Origin of the sequence: Cupriavidus sp. H39 (genome assembly GCF_050271075.1) — a bacterium.
Classification (GTDB): domain Bacteria; phylum Pseudomonadota; class Gammaproteobacteria; order Burkholderiales; family Burkholderiaceae; genus Cupriavidus; species Cupriavidus necator_B.
The window spans coordinates 1,902,713-1,924,598 of record NZ_CP189848.1 but is presented as its reverse complement, the minus strand read 5'-3'; the positions used below and the strand labels follow the sequence as shown (position 1 = coordinate 1,924,598).

Sequence of the window (21,886 nt, the reverse complement as noted above, 5' to 3'; positions counted from 1 at the left end):
TCGTGCACCTGGCTGTATTGGCAGCCTACCTATTCTTGTCCTTTGCGCCCCTGAGGCATAACTTGGCGTTGACGAGTTGTACTCTGCACGCGGCTAGTCCCGGGAAACGCTGCGTGAAAGCCAACGACCGTCGCTTTGTTTGCAGAACCATCCCGTCCAGTTCCCGCTCTGGTGGGCACGCTGCAGGCGGACATTCAATTGCCGACAAGACTGCCCCTGATCCGTCTTTGTCTTAAGGGGCGTTAGCGTGCCCTTAATTTCCTTGCGTGAACCCTTGGCAGGGTAGTGCCATGGAGCCGCCGTGCGGTCCTTCCCGTTGTCCAGCAACGTGTTGATAGCTCGCAGCAGTTCGTCTTTTTCGGCTTTGTTCATGCTCCCAATAACGGTTCCGCTCAGTGGATGTTCGAAGTACGCCTCCACGGAGGTAACGCGACCGCCCAAAGCCGCGCAGAGAGCAAGTGCCATCAGAACGGGAATTGGTTTCCTAGACATGGCAGTCATCCTCCTTGCGGGTGACAAGCGTCCACTGATGCAACATGGAGCGAAGAGATCCTTCAATTTAAGAGGACTCCGACGACACGCCTAGGGAAATCTCCTGCTGCCCGCCTTTACGGCTTTAACCGACATAGCAAGCCTTCGATAGGCCACTCCACACAAACGACTACCGTCCGACCTGTCTTCTCAGACTTTCCAGTTCCTTCCACAAGGCACGCGCAAGGCGGTTTTGGTGCAATGCAACAGCACGCAAGCTGTCGAGATCATCCGGAAGATCTTCGCCCTGCAAGACGGCGGGGGTCTCAGCAGCGTTCACGCCCGACATAGAACTGTACGGCTCGGCTCCTTGTCCGTCCCCATTACCCAAAACCGCATTGCGAGCATTCTTGCGACGCCACTCGGAAACACTGGATCCGAATCGGTTTCCAAACCAGCGTGAAAATGCACTCAGAGATGAGAAGCCGACCAGCGTCGCGACTTCTGACACTGGACGGGTGGTATTAGCCAGGTATCCCATAACCATATCTTCCCGTACGTCGTCGACTATCGACAGATAGCTTTGGCCATGTTGGGCAAGATGGGTCGAGACGGTCCTGCGACAACCACCCAAATGCCGCGCCACCCGATCCATTGAGCACATTCCCGACGGCAGCAGCGTGACGACGAGCTTTCGAACCTGCTCGGGCATCGTCGCATTGGACTGCGCCAACAGCATGTCAAGGTGCCGGCGAACCTGCTGCGCCATTACCGGATCATAGGCAGGGATCCCAACTTCCAGATCGGATGCGCGGCAAATAAGGCCATCAAAGTCCTGCTTGAATAAAACAGGAGCATTGAACACCCGCTCGTACATGGCAACGCTGGAAGGGGCCGCATGCGTAAAACAGACGGCCCTGGGTTTCCACGAGCTACCCAGAATCGTGGTCAGAGTTCGATGCAGCACACCGAGCACCAACTGCATCGCCTGCCGCATGGTTCCAGCAAAACCATCCAGCACATCTTCCCGGATAACAACGATGCCCTCGGCCTCCTCGATCCGCATGTGAAGTGCCTCGTTTTGCAAACGCAGATAGCGGCCAACGGAGTCAAGTGCCTTGCGCAGGGTCGGCTGCTCCTGCATCACGAAAGCAAGGGCTCCGAGGTTCGAAAGCTCACGGCTTCGCGCCATGCGCAACCCAAAATCCGCGATGCCTGCAGCCTCGGCGGATGCCTCCAGCAGGCGCGCCACCGCCTCGGCCGGAATCATGACATCCGAGGCCAGTGCCGAGGGATCGATCCTGTTTGCCCTGAGGAAGCGGTACGGATCGATGCCAACGGACCTCGCCACCTTGAGGTAATCCGTGAGGGCGGAGCTTCGAACGAGGTAAGCCATGTTGCGCGTCCCCTGGGTGTTGCCGAATATGTAAATAAAAACGCCCGGAATGTCAAATCGGCGGATGGCTTGTCTCCGATACTTGCATCCAAGGCGCTGACATGCGCGCCGCTTCGAAACTCAGGAGGCAAACGATGAGCGATATGGCCGGGGCTACCCCCGTCTGCGACCAACTGCGCAAGACTGGTAACTGGAATGCGGCGTGGGACCCGATTGCGGAACTGGATCCCGTCTGGACCGAGAAATTCATGGCAATGGGCGCGCACACGATGACGTCGGGCGTACTCGAGCCGAAGGTGCTCGAGTTCCTCGCCATCGCAGTGGATGCGTCATGCACTCACATGTACGCACCTGGCACACGCCGTCACATTCGCAAGGCGCTTGAACTCGGGGCCACCCGGGCAGAGATCGCCGCGGTCTTGCAAGCAGTCAGCGTGCTGGGGATTCATTCCACCAGTCTGGGCGCCCCGATTCTCCTGGAAGAACTGGCGGCCATGGAACAGGAAAAGCGTGTAGCCGAGCGCACCGCTGCCTGATCGATTTTCCTACCGTCACACAATCACTCGATCCAAGGACTTAACCCATGCAATTCCTAGATGACTCCCTGCTGCCGGAAAACCAGGAAAAACTCGTGATCCAGGTGGCGCCGTACGGTCCGCAATGGATTCCTGGCGACTCGGACGATATCCCGCTCACCATGGAAGAGCAGATCCAGAAGGCGGTCGATTGCTATAACGCCGGTGCTACCGTGCTGCACGTCCATGTGCGCGAGGCGGACGGCAAAGGCAGCAAGCGGCTGTCGAAATTCAATGAGATGCTCGCTCGCCTGCGCGACGCCGTGCCCGAGATGGTGTTGCAGGTCGGTGGTTCAATCTCGTTTGCGCCCGAGAGCGATGGCGAAGCCGCCAAGTGGGCCGACGACGACACCCGACATATGCTCGCCGACTTGAACCCACGTCCCGATCAAGTCACCGTCGCGATCAACACCGGCCAGATGAACATCATGGAGTTGATGACCGAAGCCGACATCGCCGGCACCTCGTTCATGAATCCCGCGCTGCAGGCAGCCTATCGCGACATGATCTCGCCGTCCAACCCGTCGTGGCATGTCGAGCACATCAAGCGCCTGGTGGCCAGCGGCATTCAACCGCAGTTCATGCTTGGCAACCTGACGCAACTGGAAACCCTCGAGCGTTTGATTCGCAGGGGTGTCTATGCCGGGCCACTGAACCTGAACTATGTCGCGATTGGCGGCGGCGCCTCAGCGCTGCATCCGGCTGACCTGCTCGAATTCGCGCGTCGTACCCCGGATGGCGCCGTCCTCACGATCGAAACCCTGAACCGCAATGTCGTGCCGATGAACACGATGGCAATCGCGCTTGGTCTGCATGTGCGCGTCGGTATCGAAGACACGCTGTTCGGCCCGGACGGCAAGCGCGCGACGTCTGTCCAGCAGATCGATCAAATGGTACGCATTGCGCGCGAACTGAACCGCGAGATTGCCACTGGAGTGGATGCGCGCCGCATCTACCAAATCGGTACCCAGTGGAATTCCGCGGAAGAGACGCTGAACGCCCTGGGCATGGTACCCAACCGTGCGCCAGCGCAGCGCGGAGTTCCGTTGCGCAAGGCGGCCTGACACAAGCTTGTCTCGGACAGCGCGCGGCAGCGTACCCGCATGCCGTCCGCCTATGACCAGCGCTCCGAGAAGTGGAGATCTCCAATGCTTTGGAAAAAAAGCCCTTCAGCCGTTCTGGCGACCCTGTTGACCCTCCATCTGCTTGCGCACATTGATCGCAACATGTTGCTGGGATTCTCGCCCCAGATCATCAAGGATCTGGCGCTCAACAATGCGCAATATGGCTTCCTGGTTGGCGCGGTGTGGGTGCTTAGCTTCGGGGTCATGGCGATGGTCATGGGAACGCTTGCCGACCGCTTCAGCCGGACGCGGATTATCGCAGCCGGCATTCTGATCTGGAGTGTCTGCACCTGGGCTTCTGGCCATGCACAGAGCTTCGAGCAGATGGCCGTTGCACGCTTCTTTGTCGCCAGCGGCGAGGCGGCACTGGTGCCTGCCGCAGTGAGTCTGCTTGCTGAACTGTTCTCCGAGAAACGCCGTGGTACGGCGATGGGGCTGTTCTTCATGGGCATTCCCCTCGGCATCGGTTGCAGCTTTCTGCTGGCGGGCACACTCGGTGCCTCCCACGGCTGGCGCGACACCTTCTACATTCTGGGCGCAGTCGGCGTTGCCATTGCCGTGCCGCTGGCATGGCTCAAGGAAGATCGGCGACAGGTGACATCGCAGGAACGTGGCGCACCCGCCATGCAACAGATCCGGGCCGTCCTGCAGTTGATCAAGGGCCACCGTGCACTGCGTTTCACCATTGTTGGCTTCGTGCTGATTCACGTCGCGTTCGCCAGCCTGTCCTTCATGCAACTGTGGCTAGTGAATGAGCGCGGCATGGAAGCCAACGACATCGCCACGCGCATTGGCGCGCTGCAGCTGTTGTTCGGCACTCTAGGCGCAGTGGCGGGTGGCGTGCTCAGTGATCGCGTGGGGCATCGGTTCCGTGGTGGCCGTGCAAGCTTCATCGCGCTGCTCGTCATCGTCTGCGCGCCGCTCGTTATCGCCTTTCGTCTCGCCCCGGCCGGGTCCGCCCTGTTCTATGTCGGCATGTGCGTTGCGTTCTTTCTGCCGCTGGCGATTTATGGGCCAGCCAATGCGGCAATCGCGAGCATGACGCCCCAGAACATGCGCTCGACGATTTCCGGCTTTACGATGCTCTGCATCAACGTCTTTGCACTTGCGATTGGCACCGTGGTCGTTGGTGCCGCGACGGACTATCTCATCGCAAATGGGGTGACCGTGCCGCTGACAAGGATATTGCTGACCACCGACGCCCTGACCCTCTCTTCGGCGCTGTTCTTCGCACTGGCTACGCGTGTGTCGTGCAAACAGCCGGCCATCGATATGCCCTCACTGCAAACGACGAAATAAAGAATCATCATGCAACACCAGAGGCAACCCCTATCGGGTCGTGTGGCCCTGGTCACCGGCGCTGGTCGGGGAATGGGCGGCGCTATTGCAATCGACCTCGCCATGGAAGGCGCGCACCTCGTGATCTGGGATATCGACATGAGCCTCAATGTGGTGCGTGCGGAATTGACCTTGGCCGTTGCCCTTCAACGTCAATGCCGGCGATTATACGGCTAGCATTCTCTTCTACTGCCGTATATCGGAAAATTCCGATTTCCCGACTTCCTTGAGTTCTCGCAATTCTTTGAATCTTTGATGATTGAGCGGTACAGGGCTTGGCTATATTGCGAGGCGTAAAAATGCCTCGCGGATTCCCGACCTTATGAACCACCGCCGCTACCGTCTCGTTTTCAACAAGCATCGCGGCATGCTGATTGCCGTTGAAGAGTCGGCCACCAGCACCGGCAAGGGCAAGCAGGCCGGCACGCGTGCGGCGGGAGAAGAGGAAGCTGGAGGCGCGCTGCCTCTTGCACGTTTTGCACTGCCAGCGCTGACACTCGCGGCGTGGCTGGCCGCAGGGCTACCCGTGCAGGTTGTCGCGCAGGTGGTGGCGGACCCGAATGCCGGCGCGAATCGTCCGACGGTTGGGCAAACGGCCAACGCCTTGCCGCAGGTCAACATCACCCGCCCCTCGGCCGCGGGCGTGTCCGCCAATGCCTACACGCAGTTCGATGTACCAAGAACCGGCGTGATCCTGAACAACTCGCCGACGGTGGCCTCGACCCAGCAGGCAGGCTATATCAACGGCAATCCAAACCTGTTGCCGGGCGGCTCGGCCCGGCTCATCGTCAACCAGGTCACCAGTACGCTGCCGAGCCAGTTGCGCGGGTATCTTGAGGTGGCGGGCCCCAAAAGCGAGGTAATCGTAGCCAATCCCAACGGCATCCTCGTGAATGGCGCGGGCTTTATCAATACCAGCCGCGCGACGCTCACGACCGGTGTGCCGGTATTCGGGGGCAGTGGCAGCCTGGATGCGTTTCGCGTGACCGGTGGCCAGATCAGTATCGACGGCGCGGGCCTGAACGCGGCCAACGTCGATCAGGTCGACCTGATCGCGCGCGCGGTGTCGGCCAATGCGGCGCTCTATGCCAACCAGCTCAATGTCGTGGCCGGCGCGAACCAGGTGGACCGTGCCACGCTGGCGGCTACGCCGGTGGCTGGCATCGGCGGCGCCCCGGGGCTTGGCATCGACGTGAGCCAGTTGGGCGGCATGTATGCCAACAAGATCCTGCTGGCATCGACCGAGCTGGGTGTCGGGGTTTCAAACCGGGGCGTGCTGGCCGCGCAGGCTGGCGACCTGATGCTCACTGCGCAAGGCAAGCTGGTCCTTGCGGGGCAAACCAACGCCGGCGGCAACCTGGCCGTCAGCGCGCGCGATGGTATCGAAAACAGCGGCATCACCTACGGCGCTGGAGCGGCATCGGTCAGCACCGGCGGCGCCCTGACAAACAGCGGGACGCTGGCGGCGCAACAAGCGCTCACGGTCAATGCCGACCGCGTGGCGTCTAGCGGCACGCTTGGCGCGGGCGTCAACGCCGACGGCACAGTGGTCCAAGGCGGGGATCTGAACGTGACGGCAAGCGGCGCGCTGGCGGCCACGGGCAGGAACGTCGCCGGCGGCAGCGCCACCCTGCAGGGCGCGAGCGTCACGCTCGCGGGCGGCCAGACCGGCGTCAACGGCAACCTGAACCTGACGGCCACGGGGGGCAACCTCGACCTGACCGGGGCGGCGGCCAGCGCCGGTGGCGCGCTCGTTGCCAGCGCTCAGGGCGCCCTCCTCAACGATCGGGGGCAACTGTCAAGCCAGGGCAATCTTTCCCTGACGGCCGCCAGCGTGTCGAACCAGGCCGGGCAGATCGTCTCGCGGGGCGCGACGACCATCCAGGCGGCCGGCGCACTGAACAACACGCAAGGCACCGTCCAGGCCGAAGGTGCGCTCGGTGTTGACGCGGGCGCCGTGGACAACACCGCCGGGCGCCTGGTGTCACTGGGCGGCGACAGCCTGGCAATCCGCGCCGCCGGCGCCTTGACCAACGCCGCTGGTACCACCGCGACCGGTGCCCAGGGCGGCGTGATCGGGGGCAACGGCAGTGCGCAACTGACTGCCGACACCATCGCCAATCATGGCCAGATCAGTGGCGCGGGCGATGCCAGTGTCAGTGCAACCACGCTAAACAACGATGCCGGCAGCCTGACCGCAGGCGGCACCCTGACCGCCACCGTGGCGGGCGCCCTGAGCAACCGCCAGGGCACGATCTCCGGCGCCACGCTGAACGCGTCGGCCGCCTCGCTCGACAACACCGCGGGCCGCCTCGAGAGTGACCAGCTCAGCCTGCGCACGACGGACAACCTGGTCAACCGTAGCGGCACCATCAGCCAGTATGGGCAGACCGATGCCGCCGTTAGCGTCGGTGGATCGCTGGACAACACTGGCGGCAAGCTCGCCGCCAATGGCCAGAACTTGACCCTTGGCGCGGGTGCGCTCATCAACGACGGTGGCCAGATCGACCACGCCGGTACCGGCTCGCTCACGCTCACCAGCCAGGGCGCGCTTGCCAATACCGCAGGCCGCATCGAGACTAATGGGGCGCTCGTTACCCAGGCCGGCACCGTCAACAATGCCCAGGGCACGCTCTACGGACAAACCGGCCTGTCGCTCACCAGCGGCGACGCCTTCGACAACACGGGCGGCACCACACAGACCGGCGGCGACCTCGCGGTCAGCGCGGCCGGCGCGCTCGGCAACACCGGGGGTACCCTCGCCGCCAATGGCGCCGGCAGCCAGGCTGTCGTCTCGACGGCCAGCCTCGACAACGCCGGCGGGCGGCTCGTTAACGCCGGCACGGGCTCGACCACGGTCAGCTCGGCCTCGGCGCTCAATAACACGGGCGGCGCGCTCGGTGGCAACGGCGACGTGACGGTCAACGCCCAGGATCTCGCCAATACCGGCCGCGCGACGCTGGTCGCCGCCGGGGCACTGACCTTGAACACCAGCCACCGCGTCGACAACCGCGGCGGCACGCTGTATGGCGGCACCGGCCTGACGCTGGACCAGGCGGGCGCGACGCTTGCCGACGATGGCGGCACCATGCTGGGCGGGCAGGACGTGACGGTCAACGTCGCGTCGATGAGCAACGCAGGCGGCGCCGTGCGTGCCAACCGGGACGTCAGTGCCAAAGGCGCCATTGCCGGCAGTGGCGAGATGACGGCCGGGCGCGACCTGTCGCTCGACGTGGCGGGCGACTACCTCAACGACGCGGCCAACCACCTCAAGGCCGACGGCAATCTGCGCGTGGCCGCCCGCGGCACGCTGACCAACACGGGTGCGCTGGCAGCCGCCGGCAACCTGACTGTGGCCGGCACCAATGTCATCAATGCCACCGGCGGCGGCATGAACGGCACCATGACCAGCGTGCAGGCCGCCAATGCCATCACAAACGCGGGCCGCATCGAGGGCGATACGGTGCAGACCACCAGCACGACGCTGGACAACACCGGCACAGTGATCGGCAATACCGTGCAGGTGCAGGCCGCGGATCTGACCAACACTGGCGCGTCGGCGATCATCGCCGCCGCGCAGGATCTCAAGGTCTACGCGACCAACTCGGTGTCAAACCTCGATGGCGCGACGCTCTACAGCGCGGGCAACCTGCAGATTGCCCGCGATGGCATGCGTGACGCCGGCGGCATGCTCGCCAACCAGGTCAATACCCTGACCAACCGATCCGCAACGATCGAGGCGGACGGCGACATCGACATTGCCGCGCGCACGGTCAGCAACACCCGCACCAGCATCGTCACGGCGCCGGGCACGGCGCAGACGGAAAGTAAGACGCTGACCATGTGGAATGCCGGCATGACCGGTGCGGACCTGAGTTTTCATGAGAGCGTGACATTCCCGGGCTGGAGGTGGAACGGCGAAAATGCCTCGGTCAGCGCCAGCCGCACCTATGCCCTGATGCAGCCCGTCACGCTGACGGTGGACAAAGCCACAGTCAATCATCTCGATGCCTCGGCACGGACGTTCTCCTTTACGCAGCCACCGGTTGAGCAATACTACGATGTGACTTCGCGGATCATCTGCTCGGATTGCCCGCCGCCGCAGCCGCTCACGCGCAATCTGACCAGCAAGCCGACGCAGCACTACCAGTCCATCACGGACAACGGCAGCACGTACAGCATCACCTTCTGGCCCGACTGGGATCCGTCCAGGCAGATCCGCCCGGACGAGGTGCGGATGCGCTTTGACCTGGGCGTGGACAGCCACGACTACAGCGAAATCTCCCGCACGACAGCCACCACCACCGCGACTGACCGGCTGGTGAGCGCCACCGACCCGGGCAAGATCCAGGCAAACGGGGCGATCCGCATCAACAGCGCGGGCGGGTCGATCCTGAACCAGTCTTCCCTCATTGCCGCCGGCGGCGACCTGGCCGCACGGGCTCCCGGTGGCGGCATCACCAGCACCGGCACAGCGCTGCAGCACAGCGTCAGCACAACCGAGACCTCAACCTTCTACTGGCACCAGAAGACCGGTGGCAACAACGACACGCAGGTTGTGCCCTACCCGACCACGCCGCAAGCACCTACTACGGTGATGGCGCTGCCGGCCGTGGTCACATCCAACCAGGCAGTGCAGATCGCGGCAAAGGATGTGACCGTCGCGACCGTGAGCACGGTGGGCCAGAACGTGACTACCAATGGCGTGACCGGTGGCGGTACCGTCGGAGCGCAGGTGGGCAGTGTCTCCGGCCAGAGTAGCCGTCCGCAAACCGTGGGCACCGCGCAGGGTGGCGTACCGAACCTGACGCTGCCGACCAATGGCCTGTTCCGTTTCCAGCCTGCACCGGGCGCGACCTACCTGGTGGCGACGGACCCGCGCTTCACGCAGTACAAGTCGTTCATCTCCAGCGACTACCTGCTGGGGCAACTTGGGCTGGATCCGCAGAAGATCCAGAAGCGCCTGGGCGATGGCTTCTACGAAGAAAAGCTGGTGCGTGACCAGGTGACCCAGCTGACCGGCCGCACGTTCCTTGCCGGGCACTCTGACCACATCGAGGAGTACAAGGCCCTCATGACGAACGGCGTGACGTACGCCAATGCCTTCGGCCTGACGCCGGGTGTGGGCCTGACCGACGCGCAGATGCGCCAGCTCACCACGGACATGGTGTGGCTGGTGTCGCAAGAGGTGACATTGCCCGACGGCAGCCGCCAGTCCGTACTGGTGCCCAAGCTCTACCTGGCACAGGCCAGCACGGTGAACCTGTCCGATTCCGGCTCGCTGGTGGCTGGCAAGACCGTGGCGATCGGCGCAAGCGGTGACGTCGACAACAGCGGCCGTATCGTTGGCGACGTCGCCACGCAGGTACTTGGCAACAACATCGTCAACCGGGGCCAGCTTGGCAGCACCGGCACCACCGTGGTCCAGGCCAGGCAGGACGTACGCAACCTGGGCGGACGCATCACCGGTACCGACACCCTGGTGTCCGCCGGACGTGACGTCGTCAACGAGACGCAGACCGTCACCAACCAGGTCGCCATGGGCACCCACAGCGTCGGGGCGACCGGGATCGGGGCCGTAGCCAGCATTATGGCAACCGGTACGGCGGCCGTGCTCGCCGGACGCGACATCGACATGGCCGGTGGCACCGTCGATGCTGGCAAGAACGCCCTGCTGGCGGCCGGCCGCGACCTGAACCTGGGCACGGTGGCGCTGGGCACCACCCAGGATTCCAGCTCACGCGGTGGCCAGAGCTACTACCATGACCAGACTACCGCCGGCGCGGGCAGCGCGGTGCAGGCGGGGCAGAATGCGGTGGTCGTTGCCGGGCGCGACGCGACGCTGACTGGCTCCGCCATCCAGGCAGGCGGCAACGCTTCGCTGGTCGCCGGGCGCGACACTACCGTCACCGCCTTGATGGATACGCGCACACACAGCGAAGGCTCGCTCGGCGGCAAGGGCGCGCAGTACACGACATCGTCGGTTGACGAGAGCGCGAGCGGCAGTTCAGTGCGCGCGGGCAACAACGCTAACCTGGGAGCCGGGCAATCGGCCAGTGTGAATTCTGTGCTGCAGGCCAACGGCATCGCACCTGCCTCGCCCGACAGTAATGGCACCGGCAACCTGGCGGTGCTGGGTTCGGCGGTGACCACCGACAAGGGCGCTGCCAACCTGGTTGCCACGGGCGACGTGACGTTGGGCACCATCACGGAGACCCACCAGTCGCAAAGCTGGTCGGAGACCAAGCGTTCGGGCTTCATGTCGAAGGAGCAGACGACCAAGGAGAGCAGCCAGCAACAGACCGTCGCGGTGGGTTCGCTGGTATCAGGCGACAGCGTCTCGGCCAACGCCGGGCGAGACCTGACGGTCTCCGGTTCGACGCTTGCGGCCACGCATGACGTGAACCTGGACGCGGGCCGCAACCTGACCATCGGCAGCGCGCAGAACACCAGTTCCGCGCATAGCTATGAGCACACGACCAAGTCGGGATTCGGAGCGACCGGCTCTGGCATTTCCTACGGCAAGCGGGATCAGAAGGACACCACCAACGACAGCGCGGTGACCCAGACCGGCAGCCTCGTCGGCGCCACTGATGGCAGTGTGCATCTAAAAGCCGGCAGCACGATCAAGGTGAGCGGCAGTGACCTGATCGCGGCGAAGGACGTGACGGGCGTGGCGGCAGACGTCACCATCGAGGCGGCGCAAGGCACGCGCCACCACGACGAGACGCACGAAGTGAAGCAAAGCGGCTTTACGCTGGGCGTATCAGGCGGCGCCATCGGCGCGGCGATCAATGCCGGCAACAAGATCAATTCCGCCGGCAAGAGCCAGGACGGCCGGGCCTCCGCGCTGTGGGGCATCGCCGCCGCACGGGACGTGGCCGATACTGCCCAAGCCATGGGCAATCCGCTGGCCGGGGCAGCCGTGACCCTGTCCTGGGGCACCAGCCAGAGCAAGCAGACGCTGACACAGGACAGCACCAGCCACGACGGCTCGCGGGTGAAGGCAGGCGGTACCGCAGCCTTCGTCGCCACAGGCATGGATGCCGACGGCAACAAGACGGCGGGCACCCTGAACGTCGTTGGCTCCGACATCAATGCTAACAAGGTAGCGCTGGGGGCCAGGAACGATGTGAACATCGTGTCGGCGACCGATACCGACGAGAGCCACAGCACCAACAAGTCCAGCAGCGCGAGTGTGGGCGTGTCATACGGTGCGCAGGGCTTTGGCGTTTCGGCCTCGGCTTCGAAATCCAAGGGCAACGCGGATACGGTTGGAGCGAGCCAGGCCAACAGTCATGTCAATGGCAAGGAGTCGGTGACCATCGTCTCGGGCAACGACACCAACATCCTCGGTGGCACGGTCAGCGGCGGCAAGGTGATCGCGAACGTAGGCGGCGACCTGAACCTCGCCAGCCGGCAGGACACCGAGGAATCCCATGCGCGCCAGCAAAGCATGGGCGGCGGTTTCAGCATCAGCCAGGGCGGTGGCTCGGCCAGTTTGTCTGCCTCAAAGGGCAAAGCGGACAGCAGCTACGCGAACGTCTCCGAGCAGTCCGGCATCTACGCCGGACAAGGTGGCTTCGACATCGATGTGAAGGGCAACACCGACCTGAAGGGCGCGGTGATCGCCAGCGAAGCCAGCAAGGACAAGAACAGCCTGACCACTGGCACCCTGACCTGGAGCGATGTCCGGAACCACTCGGACTACAGCGCCACATCGATGGGTGTCTCCGCGGGCGGCGCAATGGGCACTCCATCCGGACAAAGCAATAGCGGTCCAACCTCCGGCAAGAACACCGGCGGCATCAGCCCGATGGTCCCGCAGCACAAGAGCGGTAGCGAAAGTGGTATCGCCCAGGCGGCGGTGGCCGAAGGCACGCTGAACATCACCGACAGCGCCAACCAGAAGCAGGATCTGGCGACGCTGCAGCGCGACACGTCAAAGACCAATACGCAGGTCGGCAGCAATCCGGGTCTGGACAACCTGCTGAGCAAGCAGGCCGACATGATGGCGGCAGCGCAGGCGGCAGGCGAGGCAGTGGCGAAGACCGTGGGCGATGTCGCCACGGCCAAGTACGATGAGGCCATGAGAAACGCCAAGGCCGCCGGCGAGGCAGGCGACACCAGGCTGCAAGAGCAATACCTGGCCGAGGCCAAGAGCTGGGGCGAAGGTGGCAGCTACCGGGCTGCGCTGCATTCCGCTGGCGGCGCGCTCATCGCCGGACTTGGTGGCGGTAACGCCTTGGCCGGTGCTGCGGGAGCCGGGCTTGCATCGCTTGCCGGCGGCAAGCTGAACGAGCTGAGCAGCGCGGTGACCAAGGGAGCAAACACCGGGAACGCCGACCTCAATGAAACACTTGGCAACTTGGCGGCCAATATTGCTGCGGGCGGTATTGGTGCAGTTGTGGGCGGAGGCTCTGGTGCAGCAACGGCAGCGAATGTGGATCGCTTCAACCGGCAACTGCATCCGGATGAAAAACAGTTGGCCAAGAAAATGGCTGCCAACAGCAACGGCAAATACACCGCCGAGCAGATCGAAGCCCAGATGCGGCTATCGAGTCTGGTCGATATGAACGGCAACGTGATCGAGTCGGGTCGGCCGGACGTAATCGATGCGGCTAACACCAAGCCGATCGACTCGGGCGTGCAATGGCAATCTGTTGCTGGAACCACCCGTATTCAGGAAGTTCAAGCTCAGCCGAATTCTGAAATCATTACCTATATCCAATCGCAACAGAAGGCATTGCAGGGCGATGTGCCATACCCAAGCCGCCAAGATTACAGTAATGTACCAAAAATTGGATACTCACCGGGCACGTTACCTACCGCTAAGTGCGGTGCCGGGCAAGGGGATTGTGCAGCGGGCCTTCCGAAGCCCATGGGTGATAAGGAACTCAATGAGAAGCGGGAGAATTTTGCCGACGGGTCGGGCTGGGCTAGCCAGCAAGCAGGCCGGATCGCTTCCACTGCAACTGCGGCGTCAGCAGTACCTGGTGCTCATGTGCCCCTGTCAGAGGCCGTGTCTGTGATAGCGACAGGCGCGAATTTCGCCTTGACGGTGCTGCAACAAACTGTGCGCCCGAACGCGGGATCTCTCGCCGCCGACACGGTGACAGCTGGTGTAGGTGAAGCCACAAATGCAATTCCTGGCTATGGGAAGCTACTTGCACCGGTAGTAAATGAAGCGTTAGAAGCTGGGAAGGCGTCAGACTGGTCCAGCGATGCCCAAAAGAAGATCAATGAAAGGTTGAGGAAATGATTATGTTTTTTAATAACGGAAATCTCACTGGGTTATCAATTATTCTGCTTCTTGGCTTTGGCTTGTTTTTTTTGTATGCGAGTGTAAATTGGCTTGAGAGTTATCCCGGAAGGCTGGCGAGCTTTTCAATCGGACTGATGGCGGTCGCAGCTGCTGGCTTTGCAGGCCGATCAAAGGCACTTGGCCTACGTCCTCTTGGTGAATCGCCTTGGCGCAAGGCGAAGCGTACCTATTCGGAAGACGAAAAACCGAAGGAATAGGTTCTTTGCAGGGTAGTTGAAAAAATTGAGCGGCATCTGACGGGCCCAATAAAATGAATACCACCAAAAAAACGTTGCCGGATGCGGAAATCGTTTTTAAATTCAAAAAGCGTCGCTCGCGATTGCTGATCGTACTTTTCCCAGGTTTCGTTGTCCTCTTTTTAATGCTGGCAAGCAAGGTTGACATCAAAATCTATCTCCTGACATTTATCCCGTGGTTTCTGATCGGAGGCTCGATGGGACATCCGACGTTGCTTTCGACGATCTGGTCGTGCGCCTCACATTGAGTTCTAGCTAATGGGTTGTCTTGGCAGATGGCAATACCCTAGCGTCTGTAGCATCCCTGCTTTCCCAACAATGAAAGAGAAGAAAATCCCGGTCACCAAGCTTTGGCCGTCGGCTGGCTGCATTCTGTTGTTAAGCCCAACGGCTTTCGCGCAGACTCCACCTACCACTCCAGCGCAGTCCGCGGCCCAAACCGCCATCGAGCAGGAGCAGCGTGCCCGCCAGCAGCAGGAAGCCCGTGAACGGGCCCAGGCCGTTGAGGCTCCCCGCGTGCGCGCACCGGCGGCAGTGCCAATCGAGTATCCGGACTTGCCCATCGAAACACCGTGCTTTCGCATCGACCGCTTCGTCCTGGAAGTGCCCCCCGACCTGCCCGCCGCCGCGCAAGCGCAAGGCGCCTCCGCCTTGCCGCAAGACCCCTTCGCCTTCGCCCACGCCTGGTTGGAGCGCTATGAGGGCGCCTGTGTTGGCAAGCAGGGCATCGAGCAGTTGGTCAAGGGTGTGTCCCAGGCGATCCTGAGCAAGGGATACGTGACCACGCGCGTGTTGGTGCCGCAGCAGGACCTGAGCACCGGCACCCTGCGGCTCTCCCTGATCCCCGGCGTCATTGGCGAGTTGCGCTTCACCGACCCCAACCTCTGGGGCACCTGGAAGACAGCCTTCCCGGCCCGCGGCGGCAATCTGCTGAACCTGCGCGACCTTGAGCAAGGCCTGGAGCAGATGAAGCGCGTGGCCAGCCAGGACGTCGACATGCAGGTCGTGCCGACCACCGTGCCGGGCGTGAGCGACGTGGTCATTGCCGTCAAGCGCGGCAAGCCGTGGACCCTCATCACCTCTGTCGACAACTCGGGCACGCGCTCCACCGGCAAGTGGGTGAGCAACCTGGGCCTCGGCATCGACAACCCGCTGGGCCTGAACGACCTCTTCAATGTCGGCTACAGCCAGGACCTGGCGTGCAGCGACAAGGCCCGGGGCACGCACGGCTGGAACGGCTTCTATTCGGTGCCATGGGGTTACTGGACCGCGACGCTCTCCGCGTACTCCAGCAACTACTTCCAGCAGATCGCCGGGGTCAATCAGACCTTTGTGTCCAGTGGCGAATCGCAGACAGCGGACCTGAAGCTGCATCGCGTCGTCCACCGCAGCCAGGACGACGTACTCGGCCTGCAGTTCCGCCTTTCGCGGCGCTTCGGCCGGAACTTTATTGAGGACACGGAGATCCCGCAGCAGCGGCGCAACAACACCGTTGCCGAGGTGGGCTTCACCGACCGCCACTACTTCGGCGCCGCGCAGCTTGATGCGAGCGTTGCGTACCGCCAGGGCGTCGGCTGGTTCGGCGCCCAGTCTGACACCCTCGCCACCGACGGCGGGCCGACCTGGCGCTACCGCATGGTGGTGGCCGACGCCAACCTGTCAGTGCCGCTCAAGCTAGGCGGGCAGCCATTGCGGTATGTGACGACGTTCCGCGGCCAGTACTCCAACGACCGGCTGTACTTCCTCGATGCCATGACGATCGGGAGCCGCTATACGGTGCGCGGCTTCGATGGCGAGAATCTACTCGCCGGCGACAGCGGCTTCTACTGGCGCAACGAGCTGCAGGTGCCGATCGCGACGACGGGGCAGTCTTTGTACGCCGGCCTCGACTACGGCCGTGTCTTCGGGCCCTCCACTGCGGCGCTGGTCGGCACACAGCTGGCCGGTGCAGTCATCGGCTTGCGTGGCGGGATCGGCCGTACAAAGTTCGGCGGTGTGAGCTACGACCTGTTCATCGGCATGCCCGTCTACAAGCCGACTGCCTTCCATACCGCCGGTTTCACGGGCGGTGTCCAGCTGACGTACCAGTATTGAGTGGCACTACGGCCACGCACAGGCCAAAAAAGACGGGCGGCCCCGGCTCAAGCTGCTGAAGGCTGACCGTGCCCGGGATCCAGCCGCTCAGCCGGCAGCGTGATGCACCGCTAGCCAGACGCTGGGCTGCGTGGCATCGGCCCAGGCCACGCGGTGCCGGCAGTGGGCCGGCAGGTGCAGCCAGTCACCCGGCTTCATGCGATGCTCCCCGGGCTGCCCTTCGATCTCGATGGCGGCGCTGCCGCTGAGCAACAGCACCCACTCCGCCTCGGCACTGTCGTACCAGAAGCCTTCGGGGCTGGCCTGGCCATTGGAGACGATGCGTTCGATCCGCAGCCCGGGCCGTTCCAGCAGCGGCTGGAAGATTTCCTGCGCCGCGCCGGCCGGCACCTCGGCCAGCAGGTTTCCGTGTTCAGGCTGCATGCTGCCTCCCTGGATCTTGGTCGTGAAAGCCGTCAGTCGCCCGCCCCCGGCGCCAGCACGTCGCGCGCGCCGTTGCGGCCCATTGGCGACACCAGTCCGGCAACCTCCATCTGCTCGATCAGGCGCGCCGCGCGGTTGTAGCCGATGCGCAGCTGGCGCTGCACGGCGGAGATCGAGGCGCGGCGGCTGGTCAGCACGAAGCTGGCGGCTTCGTCGTAGAGCGGGTCGGCTTCGCCGTCGCCGCTGCTGTCGCCCAACAGGTCGGCGCTGCCGGCCTCGGCCGGGTCGCCGGCGAGGATGGCTTCATCGTAGTCCGGCTCGCCGAACTGCTTCCAGTGTTCCACCACGCGGTGCACTTCGTCGTCATCGACAAAAGCCCCGTGCACCCGTTGCGGATAGCCGGTGCCAGGCGGCAGGAACAGCATGTCGCCCTGGCCGAGCAGGCTTTCTGCGCCCATCTGGTCGAGGATGGTGCGCGAGTCGATCTTGGATGACACCTGGAACGCCACCCGTGTGGGGATATTGGCCTTGATCAGGCCGGTGATCACATCCACCGAGGGGCGCTGCGTGGCCAGGATCAGGTGGATGCCGGCGGCGCGCGCCTTCTGTGCCAGGCGCGCGATCAGTTCTTCGATCTTCTTGCCGGCGACCATCATCAGGTCGGCCAGTTCGTCGATCACCACCACGATCATCGGCAGGCGCGACAGCGGCTCGGGCGCGTCCGGCGTCAGCGAGAACGGGTTCGGCACCTTCTGCTCGGCGGCCTCCGCGGCGCGAATCTTCTGGTTGTAGCCTGCCAGGTTGCGCACGCCCAGCGCCGACATCAGCTTGTAGCGCTTTTCCATCTCGCCGACGCACCAGTTGAGCGCGTGCGCGGCCTGCTTCATGTCGGTGACCACCGGCGCCAGTAGGTGCGGAATGCCCTCATAGACCGACAGCTCCAGCATCTTGGGGTCGATCATGATCATGCGCACGTCTTCCGGCGTGGCCTTGTACAGCATCGACAGGATCATGGCGTTGACCGCCACCGACTTGCCGGAGCCAGTGGTGCCGGCCACCAGCAGGTGCGGCGCGCGGGCCAGGTCGGTCACCACCGGATTGCCGGTGATGTCCTTGCCCATCGCCAGCACCAGCCGCGAATGGTGCGCCTGGAACGAGGCCGCGTTGACGATCTCCGACAGCCGGATCATCTGCCGGCGGGCATTGGGCAGCTCCAGCCCCATGCAGGTCTTGCCGGGAATAGTCTCGACCACGCGGATCGAGGTCACGCCCAGCGCGCGCGCCAGGTCCTTCATCAGCCCGACCACCTGCGCGCCGCGCACGCCCATGGCGGGCTCGACCTCGAAGCGGGTGATCACCGGGCCCGCGCCGGCGCCGACCACGGCGACCGGAACCTTGAATTCGGCCAGCCGCTGCGCGATCAGTTCGCCGGTTTCACGCAAGCGTTCTTCCGAAACCTGCTCGGCGCTGTCGACTTCGCTCTCCAGCAATTCCGCCGGCGGCAGGCGGTAGTCGACCACCGGGCGCGGCGCCGGCGGGGCCGCCGGTGCGGGGACAGGCGCGGCCGGCGTGACAGCCGCCAGCGGCACGGTGCGGCCGACCACGGCGGGCAGCACGATGCGGGGCTTGGCGGGCGGCGCCGGCGGCAGGCTGGCTTGCGCGGACTCCACCGGATGTTGGGTTTCAGACCATGGCGCAGGTTCGACGGCCTCGGCGCCTGCCACGGCATCGGCGGCGTCGATGGCGTCGATGGCCTGCAAATCGTCCGGCTCGACCACTTCGCCGACCAGGCCGTTGCCATCCACCAGCGCGCTTTCCGTGCCGGTGTCTGCTGCCGGGGGCAGCGCCTCGGCATCGGCCTCGGCAACTTCCGCCATCGCGGAGCTGGCTACGGCCTGAGCCACGGCGTCAGCGTCGGCGTCTGCGTTGGCGTCGGCGTCTGTGTTGGCCTTTGCGTCAGCCTCCGACTCGCTGACTTGGCGCGCCAGCTCCGGGTCCGGCGTGCACTCCGCCTCGATAGCCGACAGCGCTTCGGGTTCGCCTTCGACGCCATATACGGCCGCCATCTCAGCTTGCGGCTGGGGCGCAAGCGCAGCTGGCGCTGAAGCTTGCGCGTCCATGGCAAGGTCCGCGGACGCTTCCGCCATGGCCGCCGGGCTCGCTGTCAGGCTGGCTGCCGGCGCTGGCGCGGACTTGCCCGCCAGCGCCTGCAATTCCGCCAGCAGGTCCAGCGCTTCCTGCCGAATCGCCGCCAGCGACGTGGCCTCGCCGTCCAGCACAGGGAGTTCGGCCGGGGCGATGGTGCCAGCGGCTTGCAGAGGTGCGGACGGGCTGGCCGGTGCGGCCATGCTGCCCTCGGTGCTCTCGGTGCCCTCGGTGCTCTCGGCGCTCTCGGCGCTCTCGGCGCTCTCGGCGCTCTCGGCGCTCTCGGCAGTCTCGGCAATCGCGGGCGCAGGCTCTGTCGCGGGCACGGCAAGTGACTGGACCGCTACGACGGCGTCCTGCGCGGCACTGGTCGGCGCCGGCGCCGGCGTGGCGGCGGCAACCTCGGCCGGGGCGGTGGCGGGCGGCGCTGCGGCCACGGTGGCGACCCTGGCAGAGGCCTCCGGCAAGGTCGTGATCGCCGAACGGACCAGCGGCTGCGGCTGGCGGAACGGGCTGCTGACTACGGTACCGCGCAAAGGCTGTGCCGGCCGCGGGGCGGCGGCCGGTGCAGCCGTGGCGGCCGTAGCCGGTTTGCGCGCCGCCGGCGGGACCGGACGCACGGTCGGCGCGGCTGGCGCAACGGCCGCCGGTGCGGGCTGCGGGGCGCGAACCGGTCTGGCCGCGCCCGGCGCATCGGCATGATGCAGCCAGATCTCGCCAGGCTGCGGCGGCGATTCACGGGTGCGGCGCGGCGGCTGCCAGGCGGGCTGGCGGCGCGCGGAGACGGCTTCAAAACTGCGATGGCGCGGCGCGGGCGCGGTCCAGCCGGCGTTGCCCGGGGCCGGCGTGTCACGGCGCTCGGCCTCGCGCAGCGGCTGGGTGGGCGCAAAGGACACCGCCGGCTCTTCCGGTGCGGCGGCGGGCGCTGCAGCGCGGCGCGGCTTGCGGGCGAACAGGCTGCGCCAGGTTTCGCCGAACACCATCGGCGCGGCCAGGCCCAGCACGCCCAGCATCAGCAGCAAGGCGCCGGTCCAGCCGAACAGGTTGCCGAGGGTGCCGGCCAGCGCGCGGCCGGCGCTGCCGCCGGCGCTCGATTCCGGATCCCCGCCGCTGGTCAGCGCTTCCAGGCAGGCGCTTGCGCACAGCACCGCCAGCGTGCCCAGCCACACGCGCAGCGAGCCGGGACCGGCCAGGCGCCGCTCGCCAGCCAGCCAGCGCGTCACCAGCCGCCACAGCAGCGGTACTATCCAGAAAGTCGAAAAACCGAACCAGCCCAAACCCATTATCGACATGCCATGTTCAAAACACCGGGCAGCGATTGTAGCGGTTATGGCAGTCAGCGATTGAATCGGAAAGCGCAAATATTCGTAACGCGGCGCGTGCCAGGCGCCATGCCGCAACGATGTCGGGACGTTCCGGGGCGCAGGCGCGACCACGCCTTGCGCCTCCCCGCGCTTGGCGCAACCGCGCCGCGCTACCATTCGGCCAACCCGATCGCATACGGGCGGCCCACCGCCCTTCCCTCCCCATGCCAATCCGCTACGCCAGGCTGCGCATCCTCGTCGTTGAAGACCACCCGTTCCAGCGCGCCGCCGCCGAGGGCCTGCTGCAACATGTCGGCGTGCAGAGCGTCACCAGCGCGCAAAACGGCGCGCTGGCCGCCGAGCTGCTGGCGCGCGAGCCGTTCGACGTGGTGCTGTGCGACATCGAAATGCCGGGCGGCAATGGCCCCGAGCTGATCGCCGAGCTGCACCGGCGCGGCCAGCGCGCCTTTGCCGCCACGCCGCCGGTGTGGGTCTGGGTCACGGCGCTGGCCGAAGACATCCTCGATTCCAATCGCGGCCTGGCGCATGCCGCCGGCATCCCCCGCGTGCACGCACTGCGCAAGCCACTGTCGCGCGATGCGCTCGAAGTGATCCTGGCCGATGCCCTGGTGCGACAGGATGCCGAGGCCGGCGTGCCCGCCTGGTCGCCCGATGCCGAGGAACTGCTCGCCGCGAGCCGGGCCGGCACGGACCTGCTGGTCATGCTGCAGCCACAGCACGACATTGCCAGCGGCCGCCTGGCCGGGGCCGAAGCGCTGGTGCGCTGGCGCCATCCTGAGCATGGCCTGGTACCGCCCGACCATTTCATCCCGCAGCTCGAGGCCATGGACGCGGCCGACCCCGTGTTCTTCCTGGTCGCGCGCCAGTGCGCGCAGGCGCTGCAGCGCCTGCGCGCTGCCGGGGTAGAGATTGCGATGGGCCTGAACGCGTCGGCGCAAACGCTGTGCCGGCCCGGCGTGCTGGAATCGTTCGATGCGCTGGTGACCGCCAGCGGCGTGCCGCGACACGCCTTCACGGTGGAGCTGACCGAGGGCTACCCGGTGCCCGACACGCTGGCCCTGTCGGTCGCGATGAATCGCCTGCGGCTGCTCGGCTATGGGGTGGCGATCGACGATTTCGGCGTAGGCATCGCCACGCTCAAGCTGCTGGCCGACCTGCCGTTCACGCAGCTGAAAGTTGACCGCTCTTTCGTCGCCGAAGTCGACGGGCACGGTCAGCGCGCCACCATCTGCCGCAACATGATCGGCCTGGCCCGCGAGCTGGGCCTGGAGTGCGTCGCCGAAGGCGTCGAGACCGACGCCCAGCGGGCCGCGCTGAAGGCCCTGCGCTGTCCGCTGGGCCAAGGCTACCTGTGGTCCGCCCCCAGGCCGGCCGAGGCCTTTGTCGCAGATGCGATCGAGCGCGCGGCGGCAATGCCGCCGGGCTGAGCGCCGC

At 64.9% G+C, this 21,886-nt stretch carries 13 protein-coding genes; 9 read left to right on the top strand and 4 right to left on the bottom strand.

The features are described from left to right. Nucleotides 1–93: 93 nt before the first annotated feature. Entirely contained in the window at nucleotides 94–372 is a 279-nt protein-coding gene (locus ACOCMH_RS24350; protein ID WP_427309442.1) for an RT0821/Lpp0805 family surface protein, read from the bottom strand. A gap of 289 nt (nucleotides 373–661) precedes the next feature. Then, on the bottom strand, nucleotides 662–1,867 hold the full coding sequence (locus tag ACOCMH_RS24345) for an AraC family transcriptional regulator (RefSeq protein WP_427309440.1): 1,206 nt from the start codon (nucleotides 1,865–1,867) through the stop codon (nucleotides 662–664). Between the two features lie 134 nt (nucleotides 1,868–2,001). On the opposite strand from ACOCMH_RS24345, the gene ACOCMH_RS24340 reads away from it, so the two are divergent. The 8 genes from ACOCMH_RS24340 (at nucleotide 2,002) to ACOCMH_RS24305 (ending at nucleotide 16,559) form a co-directional block, all read left to right on the top strand. After that, nucleotides 2,002–2,403 carry a carboxymuconolactone decarboxylase family protein gene (locus tag ACOCMH_RS24340; protein ID WP_427309438.1) on the top strand — a complete coding sequence of 134 codons (402 nt, stop codon included), beginning with the start codon at nucleotides 2,002–2,004 and terminating at the stop codon, nucleotides 2,401–2,403. 47 nt (nucleotides 2,404–2,450) lie between these two features. After that, nucleotides 2,451–3,506: a 3-keto-5-aminohexanoate cleavage protein gene (locus tag ACOCMH_RS24335; protein ID WP_427309436.1), complete on the top strand. Its 1,056-nt coding sequence runs from the start codon at nucleotides 2,451–2,453 to the stop codon at nucleotides 3,504–3,506. Nucleotides 3,507–3,590: 84 nt separating this feature from the next. Then, the gene (locus tag ACOCMH_RS24330) at nucleotides 3,591–4,865 is read left to right on the top strand and encodes an MFS transporter (protein WP_427309435.1); all 1,275 of its coding nucleotides are present in this window, start codon (nucleotides 3,591–3,593) and stop codon (nucleotides 4,863–4,865) included. 9 nt (nucleotides 4,866–4,874) lie between these two features. Continuing rightward, complete coding sequence (locus tag ACOCMH_RS24325; RefSeq protein WP_427309433.1) at nucleotides 4,875–5,081, top strand: hypothetical protein; 207 nt, start codon at nucleotides 4,875–4,877, stop codon at nucleotides 5,079–5,081. A 145-nt stretch (nucleotides 5,082–5,226) separates the two neighbouring features. After that, a complete protein-coding gene (locus ACOCMH_RS24320) occupies nucleotides 5,227–14,166 on the top strand; it encodes a hemagglutinin repeat-containing protein (protein WP_427309432.1) in 8,940 nt (2,979 codons plus the stop codon). Beyond that, nucleotides 14,163–14,426 (top strand): hypothetical protein, encoded by a 264-nt coding sequence (locus ACOCMH_RS24315; RefSeq protein WP_427309430.1) that lies wholly within the window; start codon nucleotides 14,163–14,165, stop codon nucleotides 14,424–14,426. The genes ACOCMH_RS24320 and ACOCMH_RS24315 overlap by 4 nt, the downstream gene beginning before the upstream one ends. 53 nt (nucleotides 14,427–14,479) lie before the next feature. Then, nucleotides 14,480–14,713, top strand: a complete 234-nt coding sequence (locus tag ACOCMH_RS24310) for a hypothetical protein (RefSeq protein WP_427309428.1) — start codon at nucleotides 14,480–14,482, stop codon at nucleotides 14,711–14,713. Nucleotides 14,714–14,783: 70 nt separating this feature from the next. Beyond that, nucleotides 14,784–16,559: a ShlB/FhaC/HecB family hemolysin secretion/activation protein gene (locus ACOCMH_RS24305; protein WP_427309427.1), complete on the top strand. Its 1,776-nt coding sequence runs from the start codon at nucleotides 14,784–14,786 to the stop codon at nucleotides 16,557–16,559. 87 nt (nucleotides 16,560–16,646) lie between these two features. Here the strand turns inward: ACOCMH_RS24305 and ACOCMH_RS24300 are convergent, their stop codons facing one another. Next, nucleotides 16,647–16,982 carry a cupin domain-containing protein gene (locus ACOCMH_RS24300; RefSeq protein WP_427309425.1) on the bottom strand — a complete coding sequence of 112 codons (336 nt, stop codon included), beginning with the start codon at nucleotides 16,980–16,982 and terminating at the stop codon, nucleotides 16,647–16,649. 32 nt (nucleotides 16,983–17,014) lie between these two features. Then, entirely contained in the window at nucleotides 17,015–20,410 is a 3,396-nt protein-coding gene (locus ACOCMH_RS24295; RefSeq protein WP_427313348.1) for a DNA translocase FtsK 4TM domain-containing protein, read from the bottom strand. A gap of 245 nt (nucleotides 20,411–20,655) precedes the next feature. Between ACOCMH_RS24295 and ACOCMH_RS24290 the strand changes: the two genes are divergently transcribed. After that, complete coding sequence (locus ACOCMH_RS24290; protein ID WP_427309423.1) at nucleotides 20,656–21,879, top strand: EAL domain-containing response regulator; 1,224 nt, start codon at nucleotides 20,656–20,658, stop codon at nucleotides 21,877–21,879. The last annotated feature ends 7 nt before the right edge of the window (nucleotides 21,880–21,886 follow it).

Bases quoted from the DNA above. Each gene is read 5' to 3' on its own strand.
- ACOCMH_RS24305 (WP_427309427.1), top strand. From the start codon at position 14,784: ATGAAAGAGAAGAAAATCCCGGTCACCAAGCTTTGGCCGTCGGCTGGC.
- ACOCMH_RS24325 (WP_427309433.1), top strand. From the start codon at position 4,875: ATGCAACACCAGAGGCAACCCCTATCGGGTCGTGTGGCCCTGGTCACC.
- ACOCMH_RS24290 (WP_427309423.1), top strand. From the start codon at position 20,656: ATGCCAATCCGCTACGCCAGGCTGCGCATCCTCGTCGTTGAAGACCAC.
- ACOCMH_RS24340 (WP_427309438.1), top strand. From the start codon at position 2,002: ATGAGCGATATGGCCGGGGCTACCCCCGTCTGCGACCAACTGCGCAAG.
- ACOCMH_RS24335 (WP_427309436.1), top strand. From the start codon at position 2,451: ATGCAATTCCTAGATGACTCCCTGCTGCCGGAAAACCAGGAAAAACTC.
- ACOCMH_RS24315 (WP_427309430.1), top strand. From the start codon at position 14,163: ATGATTATGTTTTTTAATAACGGAAATCTCACTGGGTTATCAATTATT.
- ACOCMH_RS24350 (WP_427309442.1), bottom strand. From the start codon at position 372: ATGAACAAAGCCGAAAAAGACGAACTGCTGCGAGCTATCAACACGTTG.
- ACOCMH_RS24300 (WP_427309425.1), bottom strand. From the start codon at position 16,982: ATGCAGCCTGAACACGGAAACCTGCTGGCCGAGGTGCCGGCCGGCGCG.
- ACOCMH_RS24345 (WP_427309440.1), bottom strand. From the start codon at position 1,867: ATGGCTTACCTCGTTCGAAGCTCCGCCCTCACGGATTACCTCAAGGTG.
- ACOCMH_RS24330 (WP_427309435.1), top strand. From the start codon at position 3,591: ATGCTTTGGAAAAAAAGCCCTTCAGCCGTTCTGGCGACCCTGTTGACC.
- ACOCMH_RS24320 (WP_427309432.1), top strand. From the start codon at position 5,227: ATGAACCACCGCCGCTACCGTCTCGTTTTCAACAAGCATCGCGGCATG.
- ACOCMH_RS24295 (WP_427313348.1), bottom strand. From the start codon at position 20,410: ATGGGTTTGGGCTGGTTCGGTTTTTCGACTTTCTGGATAGTACCGCTG.
- ACOCMH_RS24310 (WP_427309428.1), top strand. From the start codon at position 14,480: ATGAATACCACCAAAAAAACGTTGCCGGATGCGGAAATCGTTTTTAAA.